Source organism: Thermoflavifilum thermophilum (assembly GCF_900116565.1).
In the GTDB taxonomy this organism is placed as follows: Bacteria; Bacteroidota; Bacteroidia; order Chitinophagales; family Chitinophagaceae; genus Thermoflavifilum; species Thermoflavifilum thermophilum.
Map to the genome: position 1 here is coordinate 2,792,036 of NZ_FPCJ01000001.1, position 21,872 is coordinate 2,813,907.

The following is a 21,872-nucleotide window of genomic DNA, read 5'->3' on the forward strand; positions in this document are numbered from 1 at the left end:
TTATTGATTTAAAGCCTGATAAATCAACAATTGCTGATCACCCAGAATCAGCTCCCCCGGTTTAAGTCCTGATAAAATAAATGCCTTTCCGTTTATTTCCTTTTGTACTTCTACCGGGCGGATTTCCACATGATGCTTCCCATGGTAAACAAGTACGTAATAACGACTGTGATCAAAAATCAAATCTTTGTCGGGTATGCACATCATCAATTGTTTATCCGGATGAACAACCGTAACACTTGCAAACATCTCAGGTTTTAGCAGGTAATCAGGATTGGGTAAAACGATGCGTACCTGCATCACTTTATTCGCCGGATCGAGTACATGCATAACCTGACTGATTTGTCCTCTGAAAACTTTATCCGGATAAGCCAGTGTAGTTATTTGTACGCTATCCTTCACATGTACATCCGGAATATTGGATTCATATACATTGGCAATTACCCATACATTTTTCAGATCAGAGATGGTAAACAATTCGTTGCTGTTATCGGGCCGGATCATCATGTCAGGATTGATTTGCCTGTTGATGATGAATCCATCAATGGGTGATCGGATAACAGAAACTGACTGATGTCCACCACCATTAATCTGCAGCAACTGCTGAATCCTTTTCAGATTTGCCAGTGCAGATTCATATTGCGCCTGTGCGGTTGCATAATCTTTTGCTGAAGCCAGTCCACCTTCATATAAATCTTTTGTAGCATCAAGATTTTTCTTTGCAACATTTACATCTGAGGTGGCTTGTATCAGATCCGCTTGATACGAAGCAATATCACCACTCATAATGGTAGCCAGTTCCTGTCCGCGATGCACATAATCGCCTAATGAAGCCTTTACATCTAACACCTTACCGCTTACCATCGGGTAAACGTGAATCACCTTGTTTTCATCTGCAGTTACTTTCCCATTTAATGTTACTGCATCTATAAAAGGTTTCATTGTTACCGTATCCAGAGGTATGGCAGTCATCAGTGAATCAGAAATCGGAAAATCATTAGCAGCTTGTAGCTGGGACGTATGATGCTGACAAGATACCGATATAAGCAGGGTAAGTCCTACGCAAATTCTTGTAGCAACCCGGCTAATAAATTTTTTTTCAAACATAGCACATCGGATTAATGAAATATCGGACGACCAATTACATAATTTAATTTTTCCCATGTTTGCAGCCTGTTTAGCTGTGCATTCTGATAATCCAGTACGGCCTGTTTATACGCATCATACATGTCAAGCAATTCTAACATGCTGATGTTGCGATGCTGATAATTCAGATTTACTTCTTCCAGCAAATGTTGAAATGATGGATAAAAAGATGTGTCCACAGATTGATATAAGCGTTGTGCCTGCAATGCTTGCTGATAGGCGTTTGTTACTTCTGAAACGATATTATCCCTGGCCTGCTGGAACTGTGCTTGCTGATATTGTACCAGGCTTCTTGCAGCCTGAATATTTCCCTGATTGCGGTTAAAAAGAGGAATATCAAAACCGGCTGAAATGAGGTTTGCATTGGGTACATAGCTTCCGTTTTTATCATACCCGACTGCCAGCGTCAGATCGGGCACAGCCAGCGCTTTCTGCAATTGTTCATTGTGCTGACTCATTTTCAGGTTAAATTCAGCCATGTGCAAATCAGCCCGGTTATTCAGCGCAGTATCAATCAGTGATGCCAAAGCATATTGCTGCATATCTAAATGCGACAACAAGCTATCCGTTTCTAATTCCGGAATCACATAACTGCGCGGTACCCGCAGAAGTACACCCACCTCAGCTTCCAAATCTGCAATTTGCTGTTGGATGGATACAAGCTGATTCTGCAAATCCAACAGCTGTGCTTGTAAGCGCAAAACTTCTTTTTTAGCGGCAAATCCTTTCTGATATTGCTCGTTCAAAACACGAACCAGGCGCTGGAATGATTGTATCTCATACGTGTACAGATTGATAGATTGCTGCGCATAATACAGTTGAAAAATATCTGTATGCAGGGTATAACGCAAGGTGCGCATCAAATCAAAAAATGCATACACATTCCATTGATACTGATCACGAGCTATTAAAATTTGTTTGTTGCGCTTTCCCGCCAGCAAAATAAGCTGCTGAATCTGAACGGCCGTTTCTCCTGATGAACTGAGATCAAACCATTTTTTATTGGTGGGATTATACATTCCCTGAGAAATTGACAAATTAGGATTATTCCAGAGTTTTGCCTGTAAAATGGCCGCCCTGGCTGCATCTACTTGATATTGCTGGGCAAGCAGCCCCAGGTTGTTTTGCAAAAACATCGAGTCAGCTTGTGTCAGTTTAAGCCTCAGTGTATCCTGGTATGCAGATTCAGATGTTAGGGATTGCGAAAAAACAGGTAGGGTAAAAACAAGCCATGAAAGACTTAAGATGAAACATAACCTGGCAAATTCTGGTGAATGCCGAAAAAAGCAAAACCTACCGTGCCTGATGTACATAGATCCATGTTTCGGCCTCAAAATTCCTGCGCATTCCAGCAATAAAGAAATAATAAGTTGTTAAGAGTTGTTAGCCTTTTGTTAAGGAAATACAGATGACATGCTTACTATTTATCACTGTAAAATAAGTAAGTTGGTATAATTTTGGCATTACGTTAGGAAACTTTTTTCACCTCAAAACATTTGTATTATGAAACGGATTCTGTTAGCAGCTTCGTGCATGGCAATTTTTGCCACTACATTTGCTCAGCAGGCCACCAAACCCGGCATACATCTGGGCATCAAGGCCGATGCAAATCTCACGAAAATCGATGGGCAATCTTATACCGATGCATTCAAATTAAATTATTCTCTTGGGGCTTATGCCAAATTGCAGATTTCTCGCTTATTCGCCCTGCAGCCTGAATTGAATTTCGTACAATCAACTGCTACGGTGAGTAATAACTTTGGAGATATCTACAACGATATTGCCAATCCTGATTATAGGAAAAATATTCGCCTGAATTATCTGAGCATTCCCCTGCTGGCAAGCATTGGAGTAACCAATCATTTCTTTATTCAGGTTGGTCCGCAGTATGGAATTCTGATGAATGATCATGAAAATTTAATTCAGAATGGGAAAAATGCTTTCAAAAACGGCGATTTTTCCATGGTGGGCAGTGTGTGGATTGAACTGCCTGCACGACTGAATGTGCATGCCCGTTATGTAATCGGCTTGTCGAATATCAATGATATTGATAACCGTGATAACTGGAAAAGTCAGGCCATCCAGGTGGGTTTAGGTTTCACTTTCTGAGTAAAGCCCAAAGAACTCTTCAACTGCTCATTCACCCTAAGGGATGGATGAGCTTTTTTTTATTTTTGCAGGTAGATATAAACAGGTAAGGTTTACCTTTATCGCCAAATATTACCCGAAAGGAAGGGATGATCAGATTGCATTTTGAAGTCGTATGAACAGATTTTATGTAGATAATCCGGAAGAAGAAATGGAATATATGCCCTTGTTCCCTTTGAATGAGGACAGTGACACCGAGCAGGATGTACGTGATCTGGAGGAAGAGTTACCTTTATTGCCTTTGCGCAACACGGTTTTGTTTCCCGGCGTGGTATTGCCCATTACGGTGGGGCGGGATAAATCTATCAAGGCCGTACAGGAAGCATACCGGCACAACAGACTTATCGGTGCAGTAGCCCAGACCGATCCTTCCATTGAAGATCCTACACCCGGAGATCTCACACAGGTGGGCACCATAGCCCGTATTGTGAAGCTGATTCGCATGCCCGACGGAGGCACTACTATCATCATTCAGGGAAGGCTGCGGTTCCGCATTCGTGAAGTAATCAGTGAAGATCCTTTTTTCAAAGCCCATTATGAATTATTGCAGGACATACAACCCGATAATGAAAAAGAATTTGAAGCTTATATTGCAACCATTAAAGATCTGGCCGCTCAACTTATTCAGCTTTCACCCCACATTCCTTCAGAAGCTACCATTATCCTCCGCAATATAGAACATCCATCGTTCTTGATTCATTTTGTAGCATCCAACCTCAACAGTGAAATCAAGGAAAAACAACAACTGCTGGAAACCGATCAGCTGAAAGCGCGTGCAGAAATGCTCATTAAAATGTTGCAAACCGAGCTGCAGCTGGCTGAATTAAAGAATAAAATCACCAACCGAACCAAAGCCGATATTGACCGGCAACAGCGAGAATATTTCCTGCAGCAGCAGCTTAAATCAATCAAGGAAGAATTAGGGGGGGATGCCAACGAAAAAGAACTGAAGGACATGCAGAAACGAGCATCGGAAAAGAAATGGACCGATGCGGCCAGGGAATTGTTCCAGAAGGAAATCGAAAAGCTGGAGCGCATGCACCCCTCCACACCCGATTATTCTGTATTGTATAATCACCTGGATTTCATGCTCGATCTGCCCTGGCAGGAATACACCGAAGATCACTATGATCTGAAAAAAGCGCGCAGGATCCTGGATGAGGATCATTATGACATGGACAAAATCAAGGAGCGCATTCTGGAATACCTGGCTGTGCTGAAGCTGAAAGGTGATATGAAATCACCCATTTTGTGCTTTGTAGGGCCTCCGGGTATTGGTAAAACTTCTCTTGGAAAATCCATTGCACGCGCAATTGGCAGAAAATATGTGCGATTGAGCCTGGGCGGATTACACGATGAAAGTGAAATTCGCGGCCATCGCAAAACCTATATAGGTGCTATGCCCGGCCGGATTTTGCAATCCATCCGCAAGGCTAAAAGCTCAAACCCGGTGATGATTCTGGACGAGATCGATAAGGTGGGGAGCGATTTTCGCGGAGACCCCAGCTCAGCCCTGCTGGAAGTGCTGGATCCCGAGCAAAACCATAGTTTTTACGATAACTATCTCGAACTGGAATATGATTTGTCGCGCGTCATGTTTATAGCCACGGCCAACGACATCAGCACCATTCATCCTGCCCTGCGTGATCGGCTGGAAATTATTGAGCTAAGCGGTTATTCGCTGGAAGAAAAAATAGAAATCGCCCGCCGACATTTGATTCCCAAACAAAAGGAAATGCATGGCCTGAAGGATGCTCCTATTCATTTATCTTCCAAAATCATTTCCTTCATCATTCAACATTACACACGTGAAAGTGGCGTGCGTGAGCTTGACAGACAGCTGGCTTCAGTGATGCGTTTTCTGGCTAAAGAAAAGGTATTGAACGGTCAATTGCCTGAAACCATTGACCAGCAACTGGTGGAAAAAATATTGGGTAAGCCTCGTTTCACCAATGAAATATACCATGCTAATAATCCACCCGGTGTGGCGATTGGCTTGGCATGGACGCCCGTGGGTGGTGAAATTTTGTTTATTGAAGTAAGCCTCAGCGAAGGCAAGGGTGAGCTGAAGATGACGGGCAATCTGGGCAACATCATGAAAGAATCAGCCATGACTGCCTTGAGTTACCTGCAATCCCATGCTGATGCGTATCAGATCAATCCGCAGTGGTTCCATCAAAAAAATATCCACATCCACGTGCCCGAAGGAGCCGTACCCAAAGATGGCCCCAGTGCAGGCATCGCCATTCTTACGGCACTCACCTCAGCTTTTACCCAACGAAAAGTGAAACCCTATTTGGCCATGACCGGCGAAATTACCTTGCGCGGTGAATTGCTGCCCGTAGGAGGTATTAAAGAAAAAATCCTGGCCGCCCGACGATCGGGCATCAAACAGGTGATCCTCTGTAAGGAAAATAAAAAGGATGTGGAAGAAATTGACGCCCGGTATTTGAAAGGATTAAAAATCATTTATGTGGAATCCATGGAAGAAGCCTTGCAACTGGCATTGGAAAAGAAAGCCGTCGATCGGAAAAAGCAAACCCGACTTTTATCCGCATCTTCTAAATCCTCATAAACGTCTGAAACAGCAGTATGTAAATGGCTGCAGGCTTCCCCAGGGCGTGTAATGATTCACGGGTATGCACTCGGGTTGATGAAAACAAACAGAAAATGTAGAGGTCAGTTCATCTGCCGCATACCGTTTCACCGGTAACCCACTGCATTTTAGCGGACCTTGCTCGGAAAAAGTGCTTATGATGAGCCATCCTCCCTGCTCCACTGATCGACATGCCAGCCCTGTATAGGTTTGGATTTCTTCCGGATTTAACAGAAAATGAAAAGTTGCCCTATCGTGCCAAACCCTATAATGTCGCTGTGGCTCAAAATCCAGAATATCCGATACTATCCATGTTACCCGGCTGGCCCATGGTCCCAAACGCATTTTTGCCCGCTCGATAGCTGCATCTGAAATATCCAGCACGGTTACATCCTGGAACCCCATCCTCAGCAAATCATCTACCAGCATGCTATCACCACCTCCTACATCTATGATGCTGGCATTAACCGGAATTTTGTTCTTTTCAAACCAGTAAAGTGAAGCAGAAATTTTTGGCTCATACCAACTCATCTGTTCTGGCGACTTCTGCTGGTAAATCGTATTCCAATGTTCAGCTCTTGCATGCATTTTCATCAAGCTTTAGCTGATGTAAGCGTAAAGAATTTCCTCCCCTTCCGTTTTCACGAAGATTTGTTCCTGCAGCGTAGTAGCCAGCGAATAGCCCGTGTAATCAATATGCACGGGATATATTTTATGCTGCCGGTCAATGAGCACGAGTGTCTGTAAAGTAGCCGGAATGGCTTCCATAAAAGGTTTCATAGCATAGAACAGGGTTCGCCCGGTATTGGCCACATCATCCACCACAATCACCACTTCGTTTTCAAATGGCACCCTGGGCTGCCACGAGCTGGTGAGAGGATGTGCCTTATCGATTTGTATTTCCGTAAAAATCACTTCGAAAGGGGCCACCTGCTTCAACAAGCTTTCAATTTTTCTAGCCACTACCGTTCCCCTGTCGGCTATGCCGGCCAGAATTAATTTGGAAGCCTGTTCATTGCGTTCATAGATTTCATAAGCCATTCGTTGCAGCTTACGTTCAATGATTTCCTTTGAAAGAATAATGTGTGAAGCCACTTGCATGTAATGTATTTTCAGATTGAATAATCCAGAAAATATTGTTGTATATTCGAATGAGCCTTGTAAGGATTTGCTTATGCATTCGAAAATAAAGAAAATCACAGACATAAAATCTTTATGAAAACGAAGGACGAGTTTTTTAAAACATTTGATTATACGGTATAAAAATTTGATATTTTCCATGCTCATCGCACAAATTGTATTCATTGCGTTGCTGGTCTTTGCCATCACTCGTTTTTCCCATCAGGTAAGTAAAGTCAGGCGGAATATTTTGCTGGGCCGCGATGAACAGATATGCGGGAACCGCTGGCAGCGATGGAAAAATGTGTTATTGCTTGCTTTTGGCCAGAAGAAAATGTTTCGCAATTGGATACCGGCCATCTTGCATTTGTTTGTATATCTCGGTTTTATTATCATCAACCTGGAAATACTGGAAATCATTCTGGATGGGATTTTGGGCACCCATCGTTTGTTTTTACCGTATATCAAAACAATTTATCCGGTATTGATCAGTGCATTTGAAGTGCTGGCTGTATTGGTGATCCTGGCCTGTAGCACTTTTCTGATTCGGCGCAATGTGTTGCATGTTCGACGTTTTGAGAATCCTGAAATGACGCACTGGCCCCGCCAGGACGCCAATAACATCCTGATCTTTGAAATCATCCTCATGTTGTTGTTTTTAACCATGAACGCCAGCGACCAGGCTTTGCAGTTCAAACATTACGGGCATTATCAGCCAACCGGATCATTTCTCATTACCCACCCCATAGCCTTGCAGCTGCAGCAAATTTCTCCTGGTGTGCTGGTGGGACTGGAACGGGGAGCCTGGTGGCTGCATATTGCCGGGGTATTGTTTTTCCTGAATTACCTGCCCTATTCCAAACATTTCCATATCCTGCTGGCATTTCCCAATACTTATTATGCTTCGTTGGAACCCAAAAGCCAGATGCCTCTGATGGCCGATATTCTACCCGAAGTACGCAGCATGATGGGATTAGAAGCTAATGACAGCCAGTCTGTACCCACATCTCCACCTGTTCATTTCGGTGCCAGGGACGTGTTTGACCTGAGCTGGCGGCATCTGCTGGCAGCCTACAGCTGTACAGAATGTGGACGATGCACAGCAGCCTGCCCGGCCAACCAGACGGGTAAAAAACTTTCCCCTCGCAAGATCATGATGGATACACGCGACCGGCTGGAAGAGGTGGGTCGAAACATTGACCAGCATGGCCAGTTTGTTGACGACGGCAAAAGCCTGATGAATTATATCAGCGAAGAAGAATTGCGGGCATGCACCACCTGTCAGGCCTGTGTGGAAGAATGCCCTGTAAGCATCAGTCCGCTGGCTATCATTCTTGAATTGCGGCGATATCTGGTGATGGAAGCTTCCAGCACACCACAGGAATGGAATGCCATGTTTACCAGCATAGAAAACAATGGGGCTCCCTGGACCTTTCCGCCCGACGAACGTGGCCAGTGGGCCTCTAAGCTTGCTTAAAAGAAGAACCATATGCAAATCCCTACTGTAGCTGAACTTCATGCTAAAGGCGAAAAGCCCGAATTGCTTTACTGGGTGGGATGTGCGGCCAGCTTTGATCAGCGGGCACAACGTACAGCCCGCGCATTGGCTACCATTTTTACCCATGCCGCCATCCGCTTCGCCATCCTCGGACAGGAAGAAAGCTGTACGGGCGATCCGGCTCGCAGAGCTGGTAATGAGTTTTTATTCCAGATGATGGCATTGAAAAACATCCAAACGTTGAACCAGTACGGCATCCAAACAATCGTTACTTCCTGCCCCCATTGTTTCAATACCTTGAAGAATGAATATCCCGCACTGGGCGGCCATTATGAAGTATGGCATCATACCCAGTTCATCTACAACCTTATTCGGGAAAAACGCATCAGACTGAAACCCGTAACTAAAGAGGCTCTGCAATTGGTCACCTATCACGATTCCTGCTACCTGGGCCGGGGAAATGGTATCTACGATGCTCCACGCGATATTTTGCAGGCCTTGCAAATGAAAATTGTGGAAATGGCCCACCATCGTAGCCGGGGCATGTGCTGCGGGGCCGGCGGTGCTCAAATGTGGAAAGAAGAAGAAAAGGGAACAACACGCGTCAACATTGCCCGTACGCAGGAAGCACTGGCAACCGGCAGCCACACCATTGCTGCAGCCTGCCCCTTTTGCAATACCATGCTGTACGATGGCCTCAAGCACGCCGGCAAGGAAGAGGAAGTACAGGTTAAAGATATAGCCGAGCTGGTAGCCGAACACCTCGCATCCGACCCGCCTACCAGTGGGTAGATTCCCAACAAAGCCGCAAACAGAGCTTTCAGAAACCTGTCAAATCTTTCTATGCTTCCAGGCAAATGCTTTAAACTGATTTACCTTTGCGAATATGAGACCCGATATCGCCTCTTTGGCACCCAGCGACTTTTCTTCTGATTCAAGAATCTGGATTTTTCAGGCTCATCGCCCGTTAACTGAAAATGAGACCGAATGGTTGCGTGCACAGCTGAAACCATGGGTTGCAGCCTGGAAGGCTCATGCTGAACCTGTAAAAGGATGGGCTGAGGTGCTGTTTCAGCAATTCATGATTTTTGTGGCCGACACGACGGTGGTGCCGGTCAGCGGATGCAGCATGGATAATCTGATGCGCTTCGTGCAACGCCTGGGCCATGCGCTGCAGGTGAACTGGTTTGATCGCCTGCAGATTGCATTGTGGCAAAACGGGAAAATCAGCATCCATCCATTGGCTAAAATAGAAGAAATGTGGGCCAGCGGCCAACTGGATGCCGACACCTGTTATTTCGACAATACCGTTCAAACCCTGGCAGCATGGCGCAATAGCTGGATCCAGCCCCTGCAGGAAGGCTGGTTGGGTGAAAAACTAAGGATGCAGGTAATCTGAAGGTTATTTTTCTCCCATTGCGTATTGCAGGCCTGCCCAGAGCAATTGCAGGAAAGCCGGTTCTGTGTAGGATTCCGAGGTGTGACCAAATTCCATATAAAATGCCCTCCCGCCATCAAAATCGTGATACCATACCACCGGATGATAATCCCCATTTTCTCCACCTGTGTAGCTGCTTTCATCAAGGGTAACCAGTATATGCACCTGGCTTTGAGCCGGAGGCATTCGCCAATTGTACCATTCATCCCTTCGGATCCAAGGATGCGGTAAGGCTTCCAGTTCCGGAAAACGGGGATCGAGTTGTATCCATAACCTGGCTTTCTGCACGGCAGGATGACTTTTAAAATAAGCTCCTACCAGCCGCCCATACCAGGGCCAATCATATTCACAATCGGCCGCAGCATGAATGCCCAGATAACCTCCACCCTGCCGGATGTATTGCTGAAAAGCTTGCTGCTGGAGGGAATCAAGTACATCGCCGGTCGTATTTAAAAAAACGATAGCCGCATATCGCTTCAACTCGGGCATGCGAAACATACCGGCATCAGCAGTCGTATCTACTTCTACCTGATGCTGTGCGGCCAATTGCTGAATGGCTTTCACGCCATCGGGGATGGAGGCATGATGATAGCCTGCAGTTTTTGTGAAAACCAGAATCCTACGTGGCGCTATTTGTTGCGCCTGTGCATACCCTACCAGGCATAGAAGCCATCCGAAAATCCATAAAAAGCGCATGCCGAAAGCCTGTATAAAACAAAGGTAGTGCCGGGCCAGCTTTTATGCAAACAGAAGAAAGCTAAGTGGCAAAATAAAACGAGCTCCGAAAGGAGCTCAAATAAGATGAGAAAAACAGCTCAAAACAAAATTTTGTGACTCCGCCAGGATTCAAACCTGGAACCTCTTGATCCGTAGTCAAGTGCTCTATTCAGTTGAGCTACGGAGCCATCCGGAATTTGTTTTCCGTCATAACGAGTGCGAAATTACAGGTAAATTTGTTTTTAAACAAACAACGCTATCTGGCCGATGCGCATCGTAATCTGGGCTATTGCCAAAAAGACTGCCCCCGGGCTGGAAGAAGCTATATCAGAATATGAAGAGCGACTCAACCGCTTTATCCCCATGCATACAGAACTGATTCCACCAGCCCAGCCAACGACCGATTTTCAGGCTGCCCGCAGAATCGAAGCTGATCGCGTTTTGCAAAGACTACGAGAAAAAGATTATCTGGTATTGCTGGATGAACATGGCAAAGCCTTTTCTACCTCAGAATGGGCTGCATGGATGACCGAAAGGCAGATGGAAAATATTTCCCGCCTGATATTCTTAATAGGGGGTGCCTATGGTGTGGATAAACAGCTAAAACAAAAAGCCCGTTTGATGATTTCGCTCTCCAGGCTTACTTTTCCACATCAGCTGGCGCGACTGATCCTTACCGAGCAATTATATCGTGTATTTACTATCTTGCATCATCAACCTTATCATCACGAATCGTAACCATTATGAGTCTTACTCTCATTATCATCATCATTACCTGTGTGATTTCCATTTCTGCTTTTTATAATCCGCAGTTGCTCGAACAGTTCTTATTCTGGCCCTTTTACATCAAGCGCCGGCACGAATACTGGCGGTTCATCACCTGTGGTTTTATCCATCTGGATTACATCCATCTGGGATTTAACATGTTTACGCTTTATTTCTTTGGTCAGATTGTGGAGTTTTACATTTTTGAAGGAAGAGGATCGGGTTTTCTCACGTTTTATTTATTATCATTGGTAGGTTCAAACCTGTACAGTTATTTCAGGCATCGTGATAACTTCGATTATCGGGCATTGGGAGCATCTGGTGCTGTATCGGCTGTCGTATTTTCATTCATCGTATTTGCTCCCTGGCAAACCATTCTGGTATTTTTCATTCCCGTACCAGCCATTGTCTACGGCGTGTTGTACCTGATTTATTCTGCCTACATGAGCCGTAAAGGATATGATAACATTGGCCATGATGCCCATTTCTGGGGAGGTGTATTTGGTATTGCCTACACTATTATCGTCCAGCCTGCGGTAGGATTAATGTTTTTCGAAAGGCTGTTCCATCCGGGCTTCTAAGCGAAGCACGCTGCGTGTTTTGTCTGTAATCCGGCAGCGATCGTCTATGCGCAGACCCACAACCCATATGATTTTGTGATCGGCGTCTTCTACAACCCATACGCGTTCCTTCTCGAGCAAAGAAAGTTTTTGATCCACAAAAAACCGGCTTAGTTTTTTCTTCTTGCCTAAGCCCAGTGGATAAAAATAATCGCCTTGCTTCCACCTGCGCAACATAAGCGGAAAATGAACTTCGTCTGCATCCAGGCAAGCGATGTAAGGTTGATCTGAGCAAACAGCCTTTTCTATGGGCAATTGTTTGATCTCAAGTTTAAGTCCGGGTACCACAACCTTGTGGATACCGGGATTTTCAATGAGCTGAAAGCTGATCTGCGAAGCCTGGAGCGGAGCTATGATCAGCCATTTGCGATCGCGGATGACGCGATGGGTTGTAGAAAAAATCTGTTTACCCGGCTGAGTTTTCAGCAACTGGATGATATCTGGTATCTGCGGTTCACCAAATCCAAATGGTTTGAACAATTCAAATACCAGTGTTCTCAGGGGTTTGGAAAGCAGCAATGCCTGAACTGGAATCCACCATTCCTCGCCTTTGGCATGCAACAAACGCCTGCGGTGCCGTTCCAGTGCTTCCTGGTAAAGCATTTCCACTTCACCGAAACGTTCAGCATTTTCAGAAAGGGTATTGACCAAGCCGGGAAAAATTTCTTGCAGAGCTGGCAGAATGCGATGGCGCAAAGCATTTCGCAGGTAATGATCTTCGAGATTGGAGCTATCGGTTACAAACGCAAGTTCGTGGCTGCGGGCGTAAGATTCAATCTCCTGGCGGGTTGCAAAGAGCATAGGCCGGATCACATGCTGTTGCCTGTACCGGATTCCATGCAGGCCGGCAATACCCGTACCTCTGCAGAAGTTGATCAGCATTGTTTCGGCCTGATCGTTGCGATGGTGCGCCGTGGCAATAGCAATAAAGCCCTGCTGACGACGAATCTCTTCTAACCATGTGTATCTCAGTTCACGCGCTGCAACCTGAATAGAACATCCGTGTTGCTTTGCATAATCTGCTGTCTCAAATGCCTGGATAAAAAAAGGCACTTTGTATTTGCGGGCCAGGTCTTCCACAAAACGGGCATCGCGTTCTGATTCTTCACCACGCAGCTGAAAGTTGGCATGAGCTATTCCAAATGAAAAACCTGCTTCATAAAATAAATGCGTCATCACCACCGAGTCCACACCTCCGCTGACGGCCAGCAAAACAGGTTTGCCGACCTGCACCAGCTGATGTGTTTCCACAAATTTTAAAAATGCAGCCAACATGGAAATCAGCAATTCATCATCATGAATCAGTATCGGCCAGCGCAGCAAAAGCATTCCTCAGTTCCTGCAACGTGCGGCTATCCCCCTGCATCATGGCCTGCTGAATGCCTCTGGAATACATGTCGATGGCTTCGGCATGGCGCCCTTTTGTTTCCAGCCATTTTCCGTATTGATAGTACACACCCAGATAGGCAGGATCCTGCTCCACGATGTTTCTGAAATGTTGTTCAGCGCTTTCTTCTTCGCCCCTCTTCAGGTATTCCAGGGCCAGCGCATATTTCAAAAAACTATCATCCGGATGTCTGTCAAGCAACTCCTTTAGCTGTTGCACCCTGTCCATAGGCTCATAACATTTGCATCAGTGTATTTCATGCTAACTATGCTGAAAACATGTTGAAACGAACTCTGCGTGTTTTACGCAATAATATGTTTTTTTGAGGTTTGTATGCGTTTTTTTCGCTAATATTGTTTGTGGGCCTGTGAAAATCAGCATTTATCATGCAAATTGCCATTAAACGTGTGTATGAAAAACCGGATGCTTCAGATGGTTACCGGGTACTGGTCGACAGGATCTGGCCACGTGGCATGAAGAAAGAAGAAGCACATGTGCATGAGTGGCTGAAAGATATTGCACCGTCCGACGCCTTGCGTAAATGGTTTGGACACGATCCAAAGAAGTGGAAAGCTTTTAAGGAAAAATATGAAGCCGAACTGAGTGCGCATGAGTCGCAGCTGAAAGACCTGTTGAAAAAGGCTCAACCCTATGGCAAGCTAACCCTGCTTTTTGGTGCGAAGGATGAAAAACACAATCAAGCCGTGGTATTGCAGGAGGTCATGCAAAAATTCATTTTTACCAGCCATCCTTAAACGCCGGCAAATACATAAACAGAGCTGTGCAATGAGCATTATGCATCAAACACATTAAACATAGACCTATGAAAATTTTAGTTTGCATCAGTAAAACAGCCGACACTACAGCGAAAATTGCCTTCACACCCGATCAAAAATCTTTTTTGGAAACAGGTGTTCAGTTTATCATCAATCCTTATGATGAATGGTATGCATTGGTGCGAGCAGTGGAATTAAAAGAACAATATCCGGACACCGTATTGCATCTGATCACGGTGGGTGGTGCCGATGCAGAGCCCATCCTGCGCAAGGCCCTGGCTATTGGAGGCGATGCAGCTTTTCGGGTTGATTTGCAACCCATCAGCATAGAACAGGTTGCCTTATCTATTGCAGCACACGTGAAGCAGGAAGGGTATGATCTGATTTTCACCGGCAAAGAAACGATCGATTACAACGGTTCTGGTGTGGGAGGATATCTGGCTGGGTTGCTCGACTGGCCTTTTGTTTCCCTGGCCACGCGTTTTGATTACAACGGTCAAACGGCAACCGTGGAACGGGAAATAGAAGGTGGTCGGGAAATCTGCGAAGCCTCACTGCCGCTGGTCGTATCCTGCCAGAAAGGTATGGCCGAACAACGGATTCCCAACATGCGGGGCATTATGGCGGCCCGGACCAAGCCCCTCCAGGTGCTGGCAGCTCCTCCAGAAGCTCAGCAACCTGCCATCAGCATAGATCATTTTGCCCTGCCCCCGAAAAAATCGGGCGTGCATCTCATTGAACCAGGTAATGAAGAGGAATTGGTTCGCCTGCTTCACGAAGAAGCAAAAGTGATTTAATCCTCGTTTCATAGTCCTACAAAATCTTTTAAAACTTAATGTCATGGCCATTTTTGTATTTGCTGATCAACATCAAGGTACGTTCAAAAAAGCCGCTCTTGAAACATTATTTTATGCTTCCCAATTAGCTTCCAGCCGGCAACAGGAAGTGGTAGCAGTAGTGATGGGTGAAATCAACCAGCCCCGGGCGCTTGCCGATCTGGGAAAATATGGTGCCCGGCGGGTTTTGCACGTGGATGCGGCATGGCTGAATGATTTTGATGCCCGGCTGTATGCGCTTGTTTTGAAAGAAATGCTCAACCAATACGCGGCTGATAGGTGCCTGATGCCGCACGATTTCAATGGCCGCGCGCTGGCACCATACCTGGCTGCACAATGGCAGGCTGGTCTGCTCACCGGTATCGTGTCCCTGCCTGATGACAAGGACTGTTATCAGAAACAAGTATTTTCGGGCAAGGCCACAGCCTGGATAAAATTGCAAACGGAACGTCAGGTGCTTACCCTTTTGCCCAATACTTTCACGCCCCAGCCAGGCGATTCCCAGGCACAGGTGGAACGCTGGCAACCCACACAGGTAAGTGCACAGCAAAAACGCATCCAGCTAAAAGAAGTGCAAACCACCCAGGGACGTGTACCGCTGACTGAGGCCAGCATCATCGTAAGTGGAGGACGAGGACTGAAAGGCCCGGAAAACTGGGGCATGATCGAACAACTGGCAGAAGTGTTGGGGGCTGCTACCGCATGCTCCCGACCCGTAGCCGATGCCGGCTGGAGACCGCATCATGAGCATGTGGGCCAAACCGGACTTACCGTGCGCCCGAATCTATACATAGCTATCGGCATCTCAGGCGCTATCCAGCATCTGGCCGGTGTGAACGGCAGCAAATACATCGTAGTGATCAACAAAGATCCAGAAGCTCCTTTCTTTCAGGCTGCCGACTACGGGATTGTGGGTGATGCTTTTGAAGTAGTTCCCCGGCTTATTGAAGCGATCAAAAAATACAAGGGGATCTCCTGAACCCCTTCGCGCCTCCGTGTGAATTAGACTGAGGCCAATTAACCGGCTCCCTGCATGAAAATTTGAGCCCTGTTTGTTATTTTTGCATAACAGACAACTGTGTATGTATTTCCTCTGCCAGCAGGCAGGTATTCATTTGTGGTGGAGTAAGTTATTGGTTGTATATGGAAAAAATAGAACTCGAAATTCTCGCCATCTCTCAAAATATGGTCCAGCAACCTACCCATGCTATCGTATTGGGAGAGGTTAACGGGCTAAGACGACTACCTATTTTAATCGGTCAGCATGAAGCTCAGTCAATTGCAGCGGTACTTGAGGGATTGCGTCCCAGCCGCCCGCTGACGCATGACTTGATCAAAAACATGTTTCATGCTTTCGGTGTGGAACTTCAAGAAGTTATCATCAGCGATTTAATTGAAGGTGTGTTTTATGCCAAACTGATTTGCCAGCATGGCGATGAAACAATCGAAATAGATTCGCGCACCTCCGATGCCATTGCGTTGGCTGTGCGTTTTGGCTGCCCGATCTACACCTATGAAAAAGTGCTGGATGCTGCCGGCATTTTGCTGGAAGACCCTCAAGAAAGAAAACTCAAAAAGTCGTTTTTGGTAGAAGAAAAATTGGAACAGAAAAAAGAAAAATCACTTACAGAGGAAGAACTGCGAAATCTGTCGATAGATCAATTGCAAAAGCTGTTAGAGGAAGTGCTGGAGCGAGAGGATTATATGCAGGCTATTGCCATCCGGGATGAAATCAACCGCCGCAAAAAGAAATCATGATTGCGTTTTCGCCTGCAAAAATCAATCTTGGTTTGCATATTCTTTCCAAACGAGATGACGGTTATCATGATATTGAAACCATCTTTTATCCCATTCCCTGGTTTGATGCCATAGAGATTATTTCATCGGTCAATGATGCCTCCTCCAGCCCGTCGCTTCATATATCGGGTATCGCTGTACCAGGTCATCCCGACGATAATCTATGCATGAAAGCATATCAGCTGGTGAAACAGGATTTACCTCATTTGCCAGCTGTTGAGATCTATCTGCATAAAACCATACCTGCTGGAACAGGCCTTGGTGGCGGATCTGCAAATGCTGCTACCATGCTGCAGCTGCTAAACAAAAAATTTGCATTGCAGCTTTCCGATGAAAAACTCCTCTCTTACGCCCGTCAATTGGGAAGCGATTGTGCTTTTTTTCTACAACATCAGCCTTGTTACGCAACCGGAAGAGGCGATCTGTTGGAACCTATAGCTGTAAGCCTGAAAGGTTACACCTTACTCGTTGTTTGTCCAGGCGTACATGTTTCCACTGCCTGGGCCTATCAGCATGTGCAGCCACAGGCTTCGCGCACATCCCTGAAAGAACGGATACAGCTTCCTGTAGAAGCCTGGAAAAATAATCTGGTCAATGATTTTGAAGATCCTGTGTTTGCACATTTTCCTGTGTTACGGGAAATCAAACAACAGCTATATGCAGCCGGAGCCTGTTATGCTTCGATGAGTGGGAGCGGCTCGGCGGTGTTTGGCTTGTTTGCACAAGAAATGATTCCTGCATCCTTGTCATTTCCCAATGCGATTACAAAAGTCTTAAGACTTTGACCGTCAGGCATCCTTTTTTTTCCATTGAATCGTTTTGTTGGCAATCAGCGGTTTTGACCAGAATCCTATGCTGAAGATATACAGCAATGTAGCGTACAACAACCACATTCCGGCACGCAATCCGATATGATCGCCAATCGTTCCGATCAATAAGGGAACCACAGCTCCACCAATGATAGCTGTCATCAAAATACCTGCAAATGAACCGTGATGCTCCGAAACAGAATTTAATGCCAATGAGATAATAACGGGATACATGATGGAAGCAAAAAATCCCATTAACGGGAAACATACAAGGGATAAACGATCAGAACCATACAAGGAAAAAGAAAGACATACCAATGCCAGAAAAGTAAATATAATTAATATCTTCCGGCTATCCCATATTTTCATTAACGGCAAACCCACCAACCCACCAATCGTCATTAAACCCCAGAAACGTGATACGGCTGCAGCTCCCGTGACATGCGGATCCACATGATGATATAACATCAGAAACTGAGACATCCAGCTCGACAATCCCTGTTCGGTACCGACATAACAAAAAATTCCCAGGAAAAACAACAACACAATTTTTTTTCTGAAAAGCTTGCCATAAATATGCAGGGGCTCGGCAGCTTCTTCCGCCGTGCGTTCCACACGCGGAAAGCGAACAGCAAAGATGATGATCCACATCAGCAAACAAATCAATCCAAACAATCCATACAGAGAAATCCACGACAGATCAGCCCTTACAAGCTTATGCAATATACGGATCATCAGATCCGGATGTGCATCCTGAAAATGTGTTACAATCCATTCATAAACCAATGGACTTACAAAAGATGCTGATCCAAAAACCAATTGTGCCAGCACGGAAAAAAATGCATAATGTTCAGCACCACCTGCTGTTCGCAGCAATGGATTGATTACCACCTGCAGCATAGCCATCCCGCATCCGATCAAAAACACAGAAACAATAGCTGTAGCATATCCGGGCCATAATGCCAGCAGCCATGAACCAACAAAAGCTACTACAAATGCTGCAAGCATAACTTTCTTTTCTCCATACGTTTCAATGAGCATGCCCGATGGAATGGACATGATGCCATAAGCAATGAAAAATGCAAACGGCAAAATGGCTACCAGGGTGAGGCTAAGCTGAAAGCTGTGAATGATATCCGGAATCAGCGGACCCATAATGTTGGTCAGAAAGGAAATCACAAAGAAAGTAAGCATGATGATAAAAACCAGAAGCGGATTGCGTTGCATGGATAAACGTTTTCTGTTCAACAAAAAATCTGATGGATTTTCTCTCTATTCATCACCCTATTCCTGATGATGTATATTTCTGATGCATGTATTTCATTTTGCAACTACATTCCATCCGGTAATCTGAATATCGGGTTTTGATCCCTGCAAATCTTTTGTCAATACCCATGCTTTGATGGTTCTTTTTTCACCAGGCAGCAATGTGATATAATTATCATTCCAGAACACAGGCACTACAGGAGTTTGCGAAGCATGTGCCGGATCATCACGATATAACTCAGCGTACACCATAAAAGCTATGTGCGGAGTTGAATTAACGAATGTAACTGTTGTCCATGTCGTATCGCCTTGTGTAACCACATGCTTATCCACCTGAAGCTGCACCAAAGGCAAATGCTGCAGAGCTGTAAAATCGGCATATTCACTTTGTGGAGTTACATACCAGGTTGATTTTTTTTCATCCAACAAATCTGGCTTTGATGAAAGCACATACACATTGTGACTGATTTCTTGATGTTGATGGTTGTGAAGTGTGAGTATCAGCAAATAAGTTACGGGCAAATCATGGATCTGCTGTAACAGGCTCAGATGCAGGGTTTGCTGATCATCCAGCCTGGGAATATCAGTTGATTGCTGAAACAAAATTTTTCCGTTTATATCCACGATCTTCGCTTCTGCGTGGAGCTGTGATATTGGATGAAGAGTATTATTGATGAGATCCACATCTTTTCTGCCATAGTTATAGGCAATGTGGATGGGCTCGCATGCTTTTTTCACGCCGTAAAATGCACCGGTAGGCATCAAATAGTAATCAAACAGTTGCCACCATAGTTTGGGCCAGGAAGCATTGTACATCCATTGAATGATGCCAGTAGCCCGGAAACGATTGGCTTCAAAAGCTTCAAACATGGCGCGTTCACCTTCATAGTTCAGAAATTGTGCTTTGCGCACATAATCCTGCAGGTCAACAGGCTCGCCCAAACGCCCTGCCATGGCCTGGTTGTAATAGGTGAGATTATAAAATTGTCCGCGTGCCGAATGATATAACCACGCCGAACCTATTGGCCACAGCGAATCTGCAGGAATCATTCTTTGCAGGCTGGAGAGCACCGGTATCTCCGGTCCTGGACTGGTTTCGGTGTTAAATCCAAATGCGCCCCCATGCAGCGTATCCACATACCAGTAATCAGGCGGCACATAATCATAAGGACCGCGCATTTTCATGCCCGAAAATCCTGTAAGCACACTGGTGTGTTCAGCAGCCGAGCAGGTGTAGGGACGTGTGGTATCATATTGATGTAACACATCCAGATATCGTTGTTCCAGCGAAGGACGAGGCCATTTATCGCTGCCGTATAACCACAAAAAGATACTGGGATGATTTCGCAACCACACGATCTGGTCGTGCCATGAATCAGCAGCAATATCATTTTGCTCAGGTGTAATGATGGCGCTGTATGAATCGTCGGGGCTATGCATGAGGTTTTTCCATTCCCATTGGCAGCTAAATCCAGCCATGATCAAGATGCCTTTTTCATCACACAAATCATAGATATGCTGATCATGCCCCCAGAAACCTTCCATGCGAATGGCATTCAAACCCAGATGTACGGCGTAGTTGATCTGTGCTTCTTCATATTCCGGTGTAGCATCCAGCAGCATAGGGTCTGTCCATCCCCCACCTTTGATCAGGATAGGTTTGCCATTGAGGCGGTAACCCCAATACCCTTGTGATGTACGATAGGCACTGATGCTGCGGATGCCAAAATGCAGGCCGAGGCTATCCGATAACGCCGCTGCAGGCTCAGTACGCACTTCAGCATGAAGGTTGTACAACTGCGGCCTGCCCCAGTCGTGCGTCCACCACAAGTGTGGATGCAGGATATGCAAAGCAGGATAGGCATCAGGAGTAAATGTGATTACCTTTTGCTCATATGGCTGCAGTTCAATTTCTCTGGAAAGCCGGATGAGTGAAGCCTCGGAAAAATTGGCCGGACGAATCTGCACGTGCACCACTCCCTTTTGCAATTTATCAGTTTGATTGCTGAGCCTCATGCTCACATTTACCCAGGCCTGATCGAGCGTTGCCGTGTCGAGACGGGTAGATACAAAAGGCTCAGAAATGCTAAGTGGGCCGGTAATTTTCAGCCACACCGGCCTCCAGATGCCCATATCCTGATCAGGTGGCTCCGGATTCCAGTCCACAAACCCCACGGCCAGATCACCTGGCCCTGGCCGAAATACCTGAACAGCGAGCCCATTTGTTCCTTTTTGTACGTAAGGCGTAATGTTGAAATGATGCATCCGGAAACTTCCTTTCAGGGTATCGGCCGATGCAATCTGATGGCCATTCAACCATATATCTGCCCGGTAGTTGATCCCCTCAAAACACAACTCCACCTGCTGATCGGGTTTTAGCTCCGGCAATTCAAATTGGGTGCAATACCACCAGGGCACTTGAAACAAAGAATCGGGAATCCGAGATAGGTTGCGGCCTTTGAAAATATCGTGATACACTCCATCTCTCACCAGGGTTGCCAGCACGGTATGCGGCACCGTAGTAGCATACCATTGTGCAGGACGAAAAGGATATCCTGCGCTGGATAACTTTTCACCATCATGACCTATAATCGCGGATGACTGAATATACCAGGATGCCTGTAACATCTTTCTGACGGGAGTCTGGGCAAAAGCAAAACGAATCCCTGACACACTGCATAAGATACCCAGACATGCTGAGAAATACATGCGTTTCATGGTAGCGGTTAATTTGGCTTCCGGTGAGAAAGATACAATTTTTCTTTTCTGTCGGGAAACTGATCTGATCGACGTAAGTTGCCGAAACATGATGCTTACTGCACGAATATGGGTTGTTTCCGGGAACGATTGCGTAAATTTTGGTTACCAGAATGAAAATATTTTGTAATATTATGGCTGACGTAAAAAACTCATCACTGGCATTTTTCCAGTGAAAGAAGGTTTAATACCGATGC

At 45.7% G+C, this 21,872-nt stretch carries 21 protein-coding genes and 1 tRNA gene; 12 read left to right on the forward strand and 10 right to left on the reverse strand.

Features of this window, described 5'->3' with window-relative positions; genetic code table 11:
• Positions 1–1,107: an efflux RND transporter periplasmic adaptor subunit gene (locus tag BM367_RS11790; protein ID WP_177224221.1), complete on the reverse strand. Its 1,107-nt coding sequence runs from the start codon at positions 1,105–1,107 to the stop codon at positions 1–3.
• Positions 1,108–1,118: 11 nt separating this feature from the next.
• Positions 1,119–2,282 carry a TolC family protein gene (locus tag BM367_RS11795; protein ID WP_177224222.1) on the reverse strand — a complete coding sequence of 388 codons (1,164 nt, stop codon included), beginning with the start codon at positions 2,280–2,282 and terminating at the stop codon, positions 1,119–1,121.
• Positions 2,283–2,649: 367 nt separating this feature from the next.
• On the opposite strand from BM367_RS11795, the gene BM367_RS11800 reads away from it, so the two are divergent.
• Both BM367_RS11800 and lon read left to right on the forward strand, forming a co-directional pair.
• On the forward strand, positions 2,650–3,255 hold the full coding sequence (locus tag BM367_RS11800) for a porin family protein (protein ID WP_092460732.1): 606 nt from the start codon (positions 2,650–2,652) through the stop codon (positions 3,253–3,255).
• A 154-nt stretch (positions 3,256–3,409) separates the two neighbouring features.
• The gene (gene lon, locus BM367_RS11805) at positions 3,410–5,869 is read left to right on the forward strand and encodes an endopeptidase La (RefSeq protein ID WP_092460734.1); all 2,460 of its coding nucleotides are present in this window, start codon (positions 3,410–3,412) and stop codon (positions 5,867–5,869) included.
• Here lon and BM367_RS11810 read toward each other — a convergent pair.
• Both BM367_RS11810 and BM367_RS11815 read right to left on the reverse strand, forming a co-directional pair.
• Positions 5,864–6,478, reverse strand: coding sequence for a class I SAM-dependent methyltransferase (locus BM367_RS11810; protein ID WP_222842635.1), 615 nt, complete (start codon positions 6,476–6,478; stop codon positions 5,864–5,866). The genes lon and BM367_RS11810 overlap by 6 nt on opposite strands.
• A 12-nt stretch (positions 6,479–6,490) precedes the next feature.
• Positions 6,491–6,991 (reverse strand): phosphoribosyltransferase family protein, encoded by a 501-nt coding sequence (locus BM367_RS11815; RefSeq protein WP_245759979.1) that lies wholly within the window; start codon positions 6,989–6,991, stop codon positions 6,491–6,493.
• A 178-nt stretch (positions 6,992–7,169) separates the two neighbouring features.
• On the opposite strand from BM367_RS11815, the gene BM367_RS11820 reads away from it, so the two are divergent.
• The 3 genes from BM367_RS11820 to BM367_RS11830 all read left to right on the forward strand — a co-directional run bounded on the left by BM367_RS11820 (position 7,170) and on the right by BM367_RS11830 (position 9,906).
• Complete coding sequence (locus tag BM367_RS11820; protein WP_092460738.1) at positions 7,170–8,486, forward strand: 4Fe-4S dicluster domain-containing protein; 1,317 nt, start codon at positions 7,170–7,172, stop codon at positions 8,484–8,486.
• A gap of 12 nt (positions 8,487–8,498) precedes the next feature.
• A complete protein-coding gene (locus BM367_RS11825; protein WP_092460740.1) occupies positions 8,499–9,299 on the forward strand; it encodes a (Fe-S)-binding protein in 801 nt (266 codons plus the stop codon).
• A gap of 94 nt (positions 9,300–9,393) precedes the next feature.
• Entirely contained in the window at positions 9,394–9,906 is a 513-nt protein-coding gene (locus BM367_RS11830) for a hypothetical protein (RefSeq protein ID WP_092460742.1), read from the forward strand.
• Positions 9,907–9,909: 3 nt separating this feature from the next.
• On the opposite strand, the gene BM367_RS11835 is transcribed toward BM367_RS11830, so the two are convergent.
• Both BM367_RS11835 and BM367_RS11840 read right to left on the reverse strand, forming a co-directional pair.
• Positions 9,910–10,641, reverse strand: coding sequence for a ThuA domain-containing protein (locus tag BM367_RS11835; RefSeq protein ID WP_092460744.1), 732 nt, complete (start codon positions 10,639–10,641; stop codon positions 9,910–9,912).
• A 135-nt stretch (positions 10,642–10,776) separates the two neighbouring features.
• Positions 10,777–10,850 (reverse strand) — tRNA-Arg (locus BM367_RS11840).
• Between the two features lie 79 nt (positions 10,851–10,929).
• Between BM367_RS11840 and BM367_RS11845 the strand changes: the two genes are divergently transcribed.
• Together BM367_RS11845 and BM367_RS11850 are read left to right on the forward strand one after the other, a co-directional pair.
• Positions 10,930–11,400: a 23S rRNA (pseudouridine(1915)-N(3))-methyltransferase RlmH gene (locus tag BM367_RS11845; RefSeq protein ID WP_092460745.1), complete on the forward strand. Its 471-nt coding sequence runs from the start codon at positions 10,930–10,932 to the stop codon at positions 11,398–11,400.
• 5 nt (positions 11,401–11,405) lie between these two features.
• Entirely contained in the window at positions 11,406–12,008 is a 603-nt protein-coding gene (locus tag BM367_RS11850; protein ID WP_092460747.1) for a rhomboid family intramembrane serine protease, read from the forward strand.
• Here the strand turns inward: BM367_RS11850 and tilS are convergent.
• Together tilS and BM367_RS11860 are read right to left on the reverse strand one after the other, a co-directional pair.
• Positions 11,970–13,322, reverse strand: a complete 1,353-nt coding sequence (gene tilS, locus BM367_RS11855) for a tRNA lysidine(34) synthetase TilS (RefSeq protein ID WP_177224223.1) — start codon at positions 13,320–13,322, stop codon at positions 11,970–11,972. The genes BM367_RS11850 and tilS overlap by 39 nt on opposite strands.
• 19 nt (positions 13,323–13,341) lie before the next feature.
• Positions 13,342–13,662, reverse strand: a complete 321-nt coding sequence (locus BM367_RS11860; protein ID WP_092460751.1) for a tetratricopeptide repeat protein — start codon at positions 13,660–13,662, stop codon at positions 13,342–13,344.
• A gap of 158 nt (positions 13,663–13,820) precedes the next feature.
• Between BM367_RS11860 and BM367_RS11865 the strand changes: the two genes are divergently transcribed.
• From BM367_RS11865 to ispE, 5 genes are all read left to right on the forward strand, one after another.
• Complete coding sequence (locus BM367_RS11865; RefSeq protein ID WP_222842636.1) at positions 13,821–14,189, forward strand: DUF488 domain-containing protein; 369 nt, start codon at positions 13,821–13,823, stop codon at positions 14,187–14,189.
• Positions 14,190–14,257: 68 nt separating this feature from the next.
• Entirely contained in the window at positions 14,258–15,007 is a 750-nt protein-coding gene (locus BM367_RS11870; protein ID WP_092460755.1) for an electron transfer flavoprotein subunit beta/FixA family protein, read from the forward strand.
• Positions 15,008–15,050: 43 nt separating this feature from the next.
• Complete coding sequence (locus tag BM367_RS11875) at positions 15,051–16,025, forward strand: electron transfer flavoprotein subunit alpha/FixB family protein (protein WP_092460756.1); 975 nt, start codon at positions 15,051–15,053, stop codon at positions 16,023–16,025.
• A 164-nt stretch (positions 16,026–16,189) separates the two neighbouring features.
• Positions 16,190–16,804 carry a bifunctional nuclease family protein gene (locus BM367_RS11880; RefSeq protein WP_092460758.1) on the forward strand — a complete coding sequence of 205 codons (615 nt, stop codon included), beginning with the start codon at positions 16,190–16,192 and terminating at the stop codon, positions 16,802–16,804.
• The gene (ispE, locus tag BM367_RS11885) at positions 16,801–17,628 is read left to right on the forward strand and encodes a 4-(cytidine 5'-diphospho)-2-C-methyl-D-erythritol kinase (protein ID WP_092460760.1); all 828 of its coding nucleotides are present in this window, start codon (positions 16,801–16,803) and stop codon (positions 17,626–17,628) included. The genes BM367_RS11880 and ispE overlap by 4 nt, the downstream gene beginning before the upstream one ends.
• A gap of 3 nt (positions 17,629–17,631) precedes the next feature.
• Here ispE and BM367_RS11890 read toward each other — a convergent pair whose 3' ends face one another.
• Entirely contained in the window at positions 17,632–18,879 is a 1,248-nt protein-coding gene (locus BM367_RS11890) for an MFS transporter (protein WP_092460761.1), read from the reverse strand.
• A 93-nt stretch (positions 18,880–18,972) separates the two neighbouring features.
• On the reverse strand, positions 18,973–21,636 hold the full coding sequence (locus BM367_RS11895; RefSeq protein WP_177224224.1) for a glycoside hydrolase family 2 protein: 2,664 nt from the start codon (positions 21,634–21,636) through the stop codon (positions 18,973–18,975).
• Positions 21,637–21,872 lie beyond the last annotated feature (236 nt).

What these genes read in the sequence shown, in the direction of transcription:
- BM367_RS11790 (WP_177224221.1), bottom strand. Translation starts at nt 1,107, where the DNA reads ATGTTTGAAAAAAAATTTATTAGCCGGGTTGCTACAAGAATTTGCGTA.
- BM367_RS11795 (WP_177224222.1), bottom strand. Translation starts at nt 2,282, where the DNA reads ATGTTTTTGCAAAACAACCTGGGGCTGCTTGCCCAGCAATATCAAGTA.
- BM367_RS11800 (WP_092460732.1), top strand. Translation starts at nt 2,650, where the DNA reads ATGAAACGGATTCTGTTAGCAGCTTCGTGCATGGCAATTTTTGCCACT.
- lon (WP_092460734.1), top strand. Translation starts at nt 3,410, where the DNA reads ATGAACAGATTTTATGTAGATAATCCGGAAGAAGAAATGGAATATATG.
- BM367_RS11810 (WP_222842635.1), bottom strand. Translation starts at nt 6,478, where the DNA reads ATGCATGCAAGAGCTGAACATTGGAATACGATTTACCAGCAGAAGTCG.
- BM367_RS11815 (WP_245759979.1), bottom strand. Translation starts at nt 6,991, where the DNA reads ATGCAAGTGGCTTCACACATTATTCTTTCAAAGGAAATCATTGAACGT.
- BM367_RS11820 (WP_092460738.1), top strand. Translation starts at nt 7,170, where the DNA reads ATGCTCATCGCACAAATTGTATTCATTGCGTTGCTGGTCTTTGCCATC.
- BM367_RS11825 (WP_092460740.1), top strand. Translation starts at nt 8,499, where the DNA reads ATGCAAATCCCTACTGTAGCTGAACTTCATGCTAAAGGCGAAAAGCCC.
- BM367_RS11830 (WP_092460742.1), top strand. Translation starts at nt 9,394, where the DNA reads ATGAGACCCGATATCGCCTCTTTGGCACCCAGCGACTTTTCTTCTGAT.
- BM367_RS11835 (WP_092460744.1), bottom strand. Translation starts at nt 10,641, where the DNA reads ATGCGCTTTTTATGGATTTTCGGATGGCTTCTATGCCTGGTAGGGTAT.
- BM367_RS11845 (WP_092460745.1), top strand. Translation starts at nt 10,930, where the DNA reads ATGCGCATCGTAATCTGGGCTATTGCCAAAAAGACTGCCCCCGGGCTG.
- BM367_RS11850 (WP_092460747.1), top strand. Translation starts at nt 11,406, where the DNA reads ATGAGTCTTACTCTCATTATCATCATCATTACCTGTGTGATTTCCATT.
- tilS (WP_177224223.1), bottom strand. Translation starts at nt 13,322, where the DNA reads ATGTTGGCTGCATTTTTAAAATTTGTGGAAACACATCAGCTGGTGCAG.
- BM367_RS11860 (WP_092460751.1), bottom strand. Translation starts at nt 13,662, where the DNA reads ATGGACAGGGTGCAACAGCTAAAGGAGTTGCTTGACAGACATCCGGAT.
- BM367_RS11865 (WP_222842636.1), top strand. Translation starts at nt 13,821, where the DNA reads ATGCAAATTGCCATTAAACGTGTGTATGAAAAACCGGATGCTTCAGAT.
- BM367_RS11870 (WP_092460755.1), top strand. Translation starts at nt 14,258, where the DNA reads ATGAAAATTTTAGTTTGCATCAGTAAAACAGCCGACACTACAGCGAAA.
- BM367_RS11875 (WP_092460756.1), top strand. Translation starts at nt 15,051, where the DNA reads ATGGCCATTTTTGTATTTGCTGATCAACATCAAGGTACGTTCAAAAAA.
- BM367_RS11880 (WP_092460758.1), top strand. Translation starts at nt 16,190, where the DNA reads ATGGAAAAAATAGAACTCGAAATTCTCGCCATCTCTCAAAATATGGTC.
- ispE (WP_092460760.1), top strand. Translation starts at nt 16,801, where the DNA reads ATGATTGCGTTTTCGCCTGCAAAAATCAATCTTGGTTTGCATATTCTT.
- BM367_RS11890 (WP_092460761.1), bottom strand. Translation starts at nt 18,879, where the DNA reads ATGCAACGCAATCCGCTTCTGGTTTTTATCATCATGCTTACTTTCTTT.
- BM367_RS11895 (WP_177224224.1), bottom strand. Translation starts at nt 21,636, where the DNA reads ATGAAACGCATGTATTTCTCAGCATGTCTGGGTATCTTATGCAGTGTG.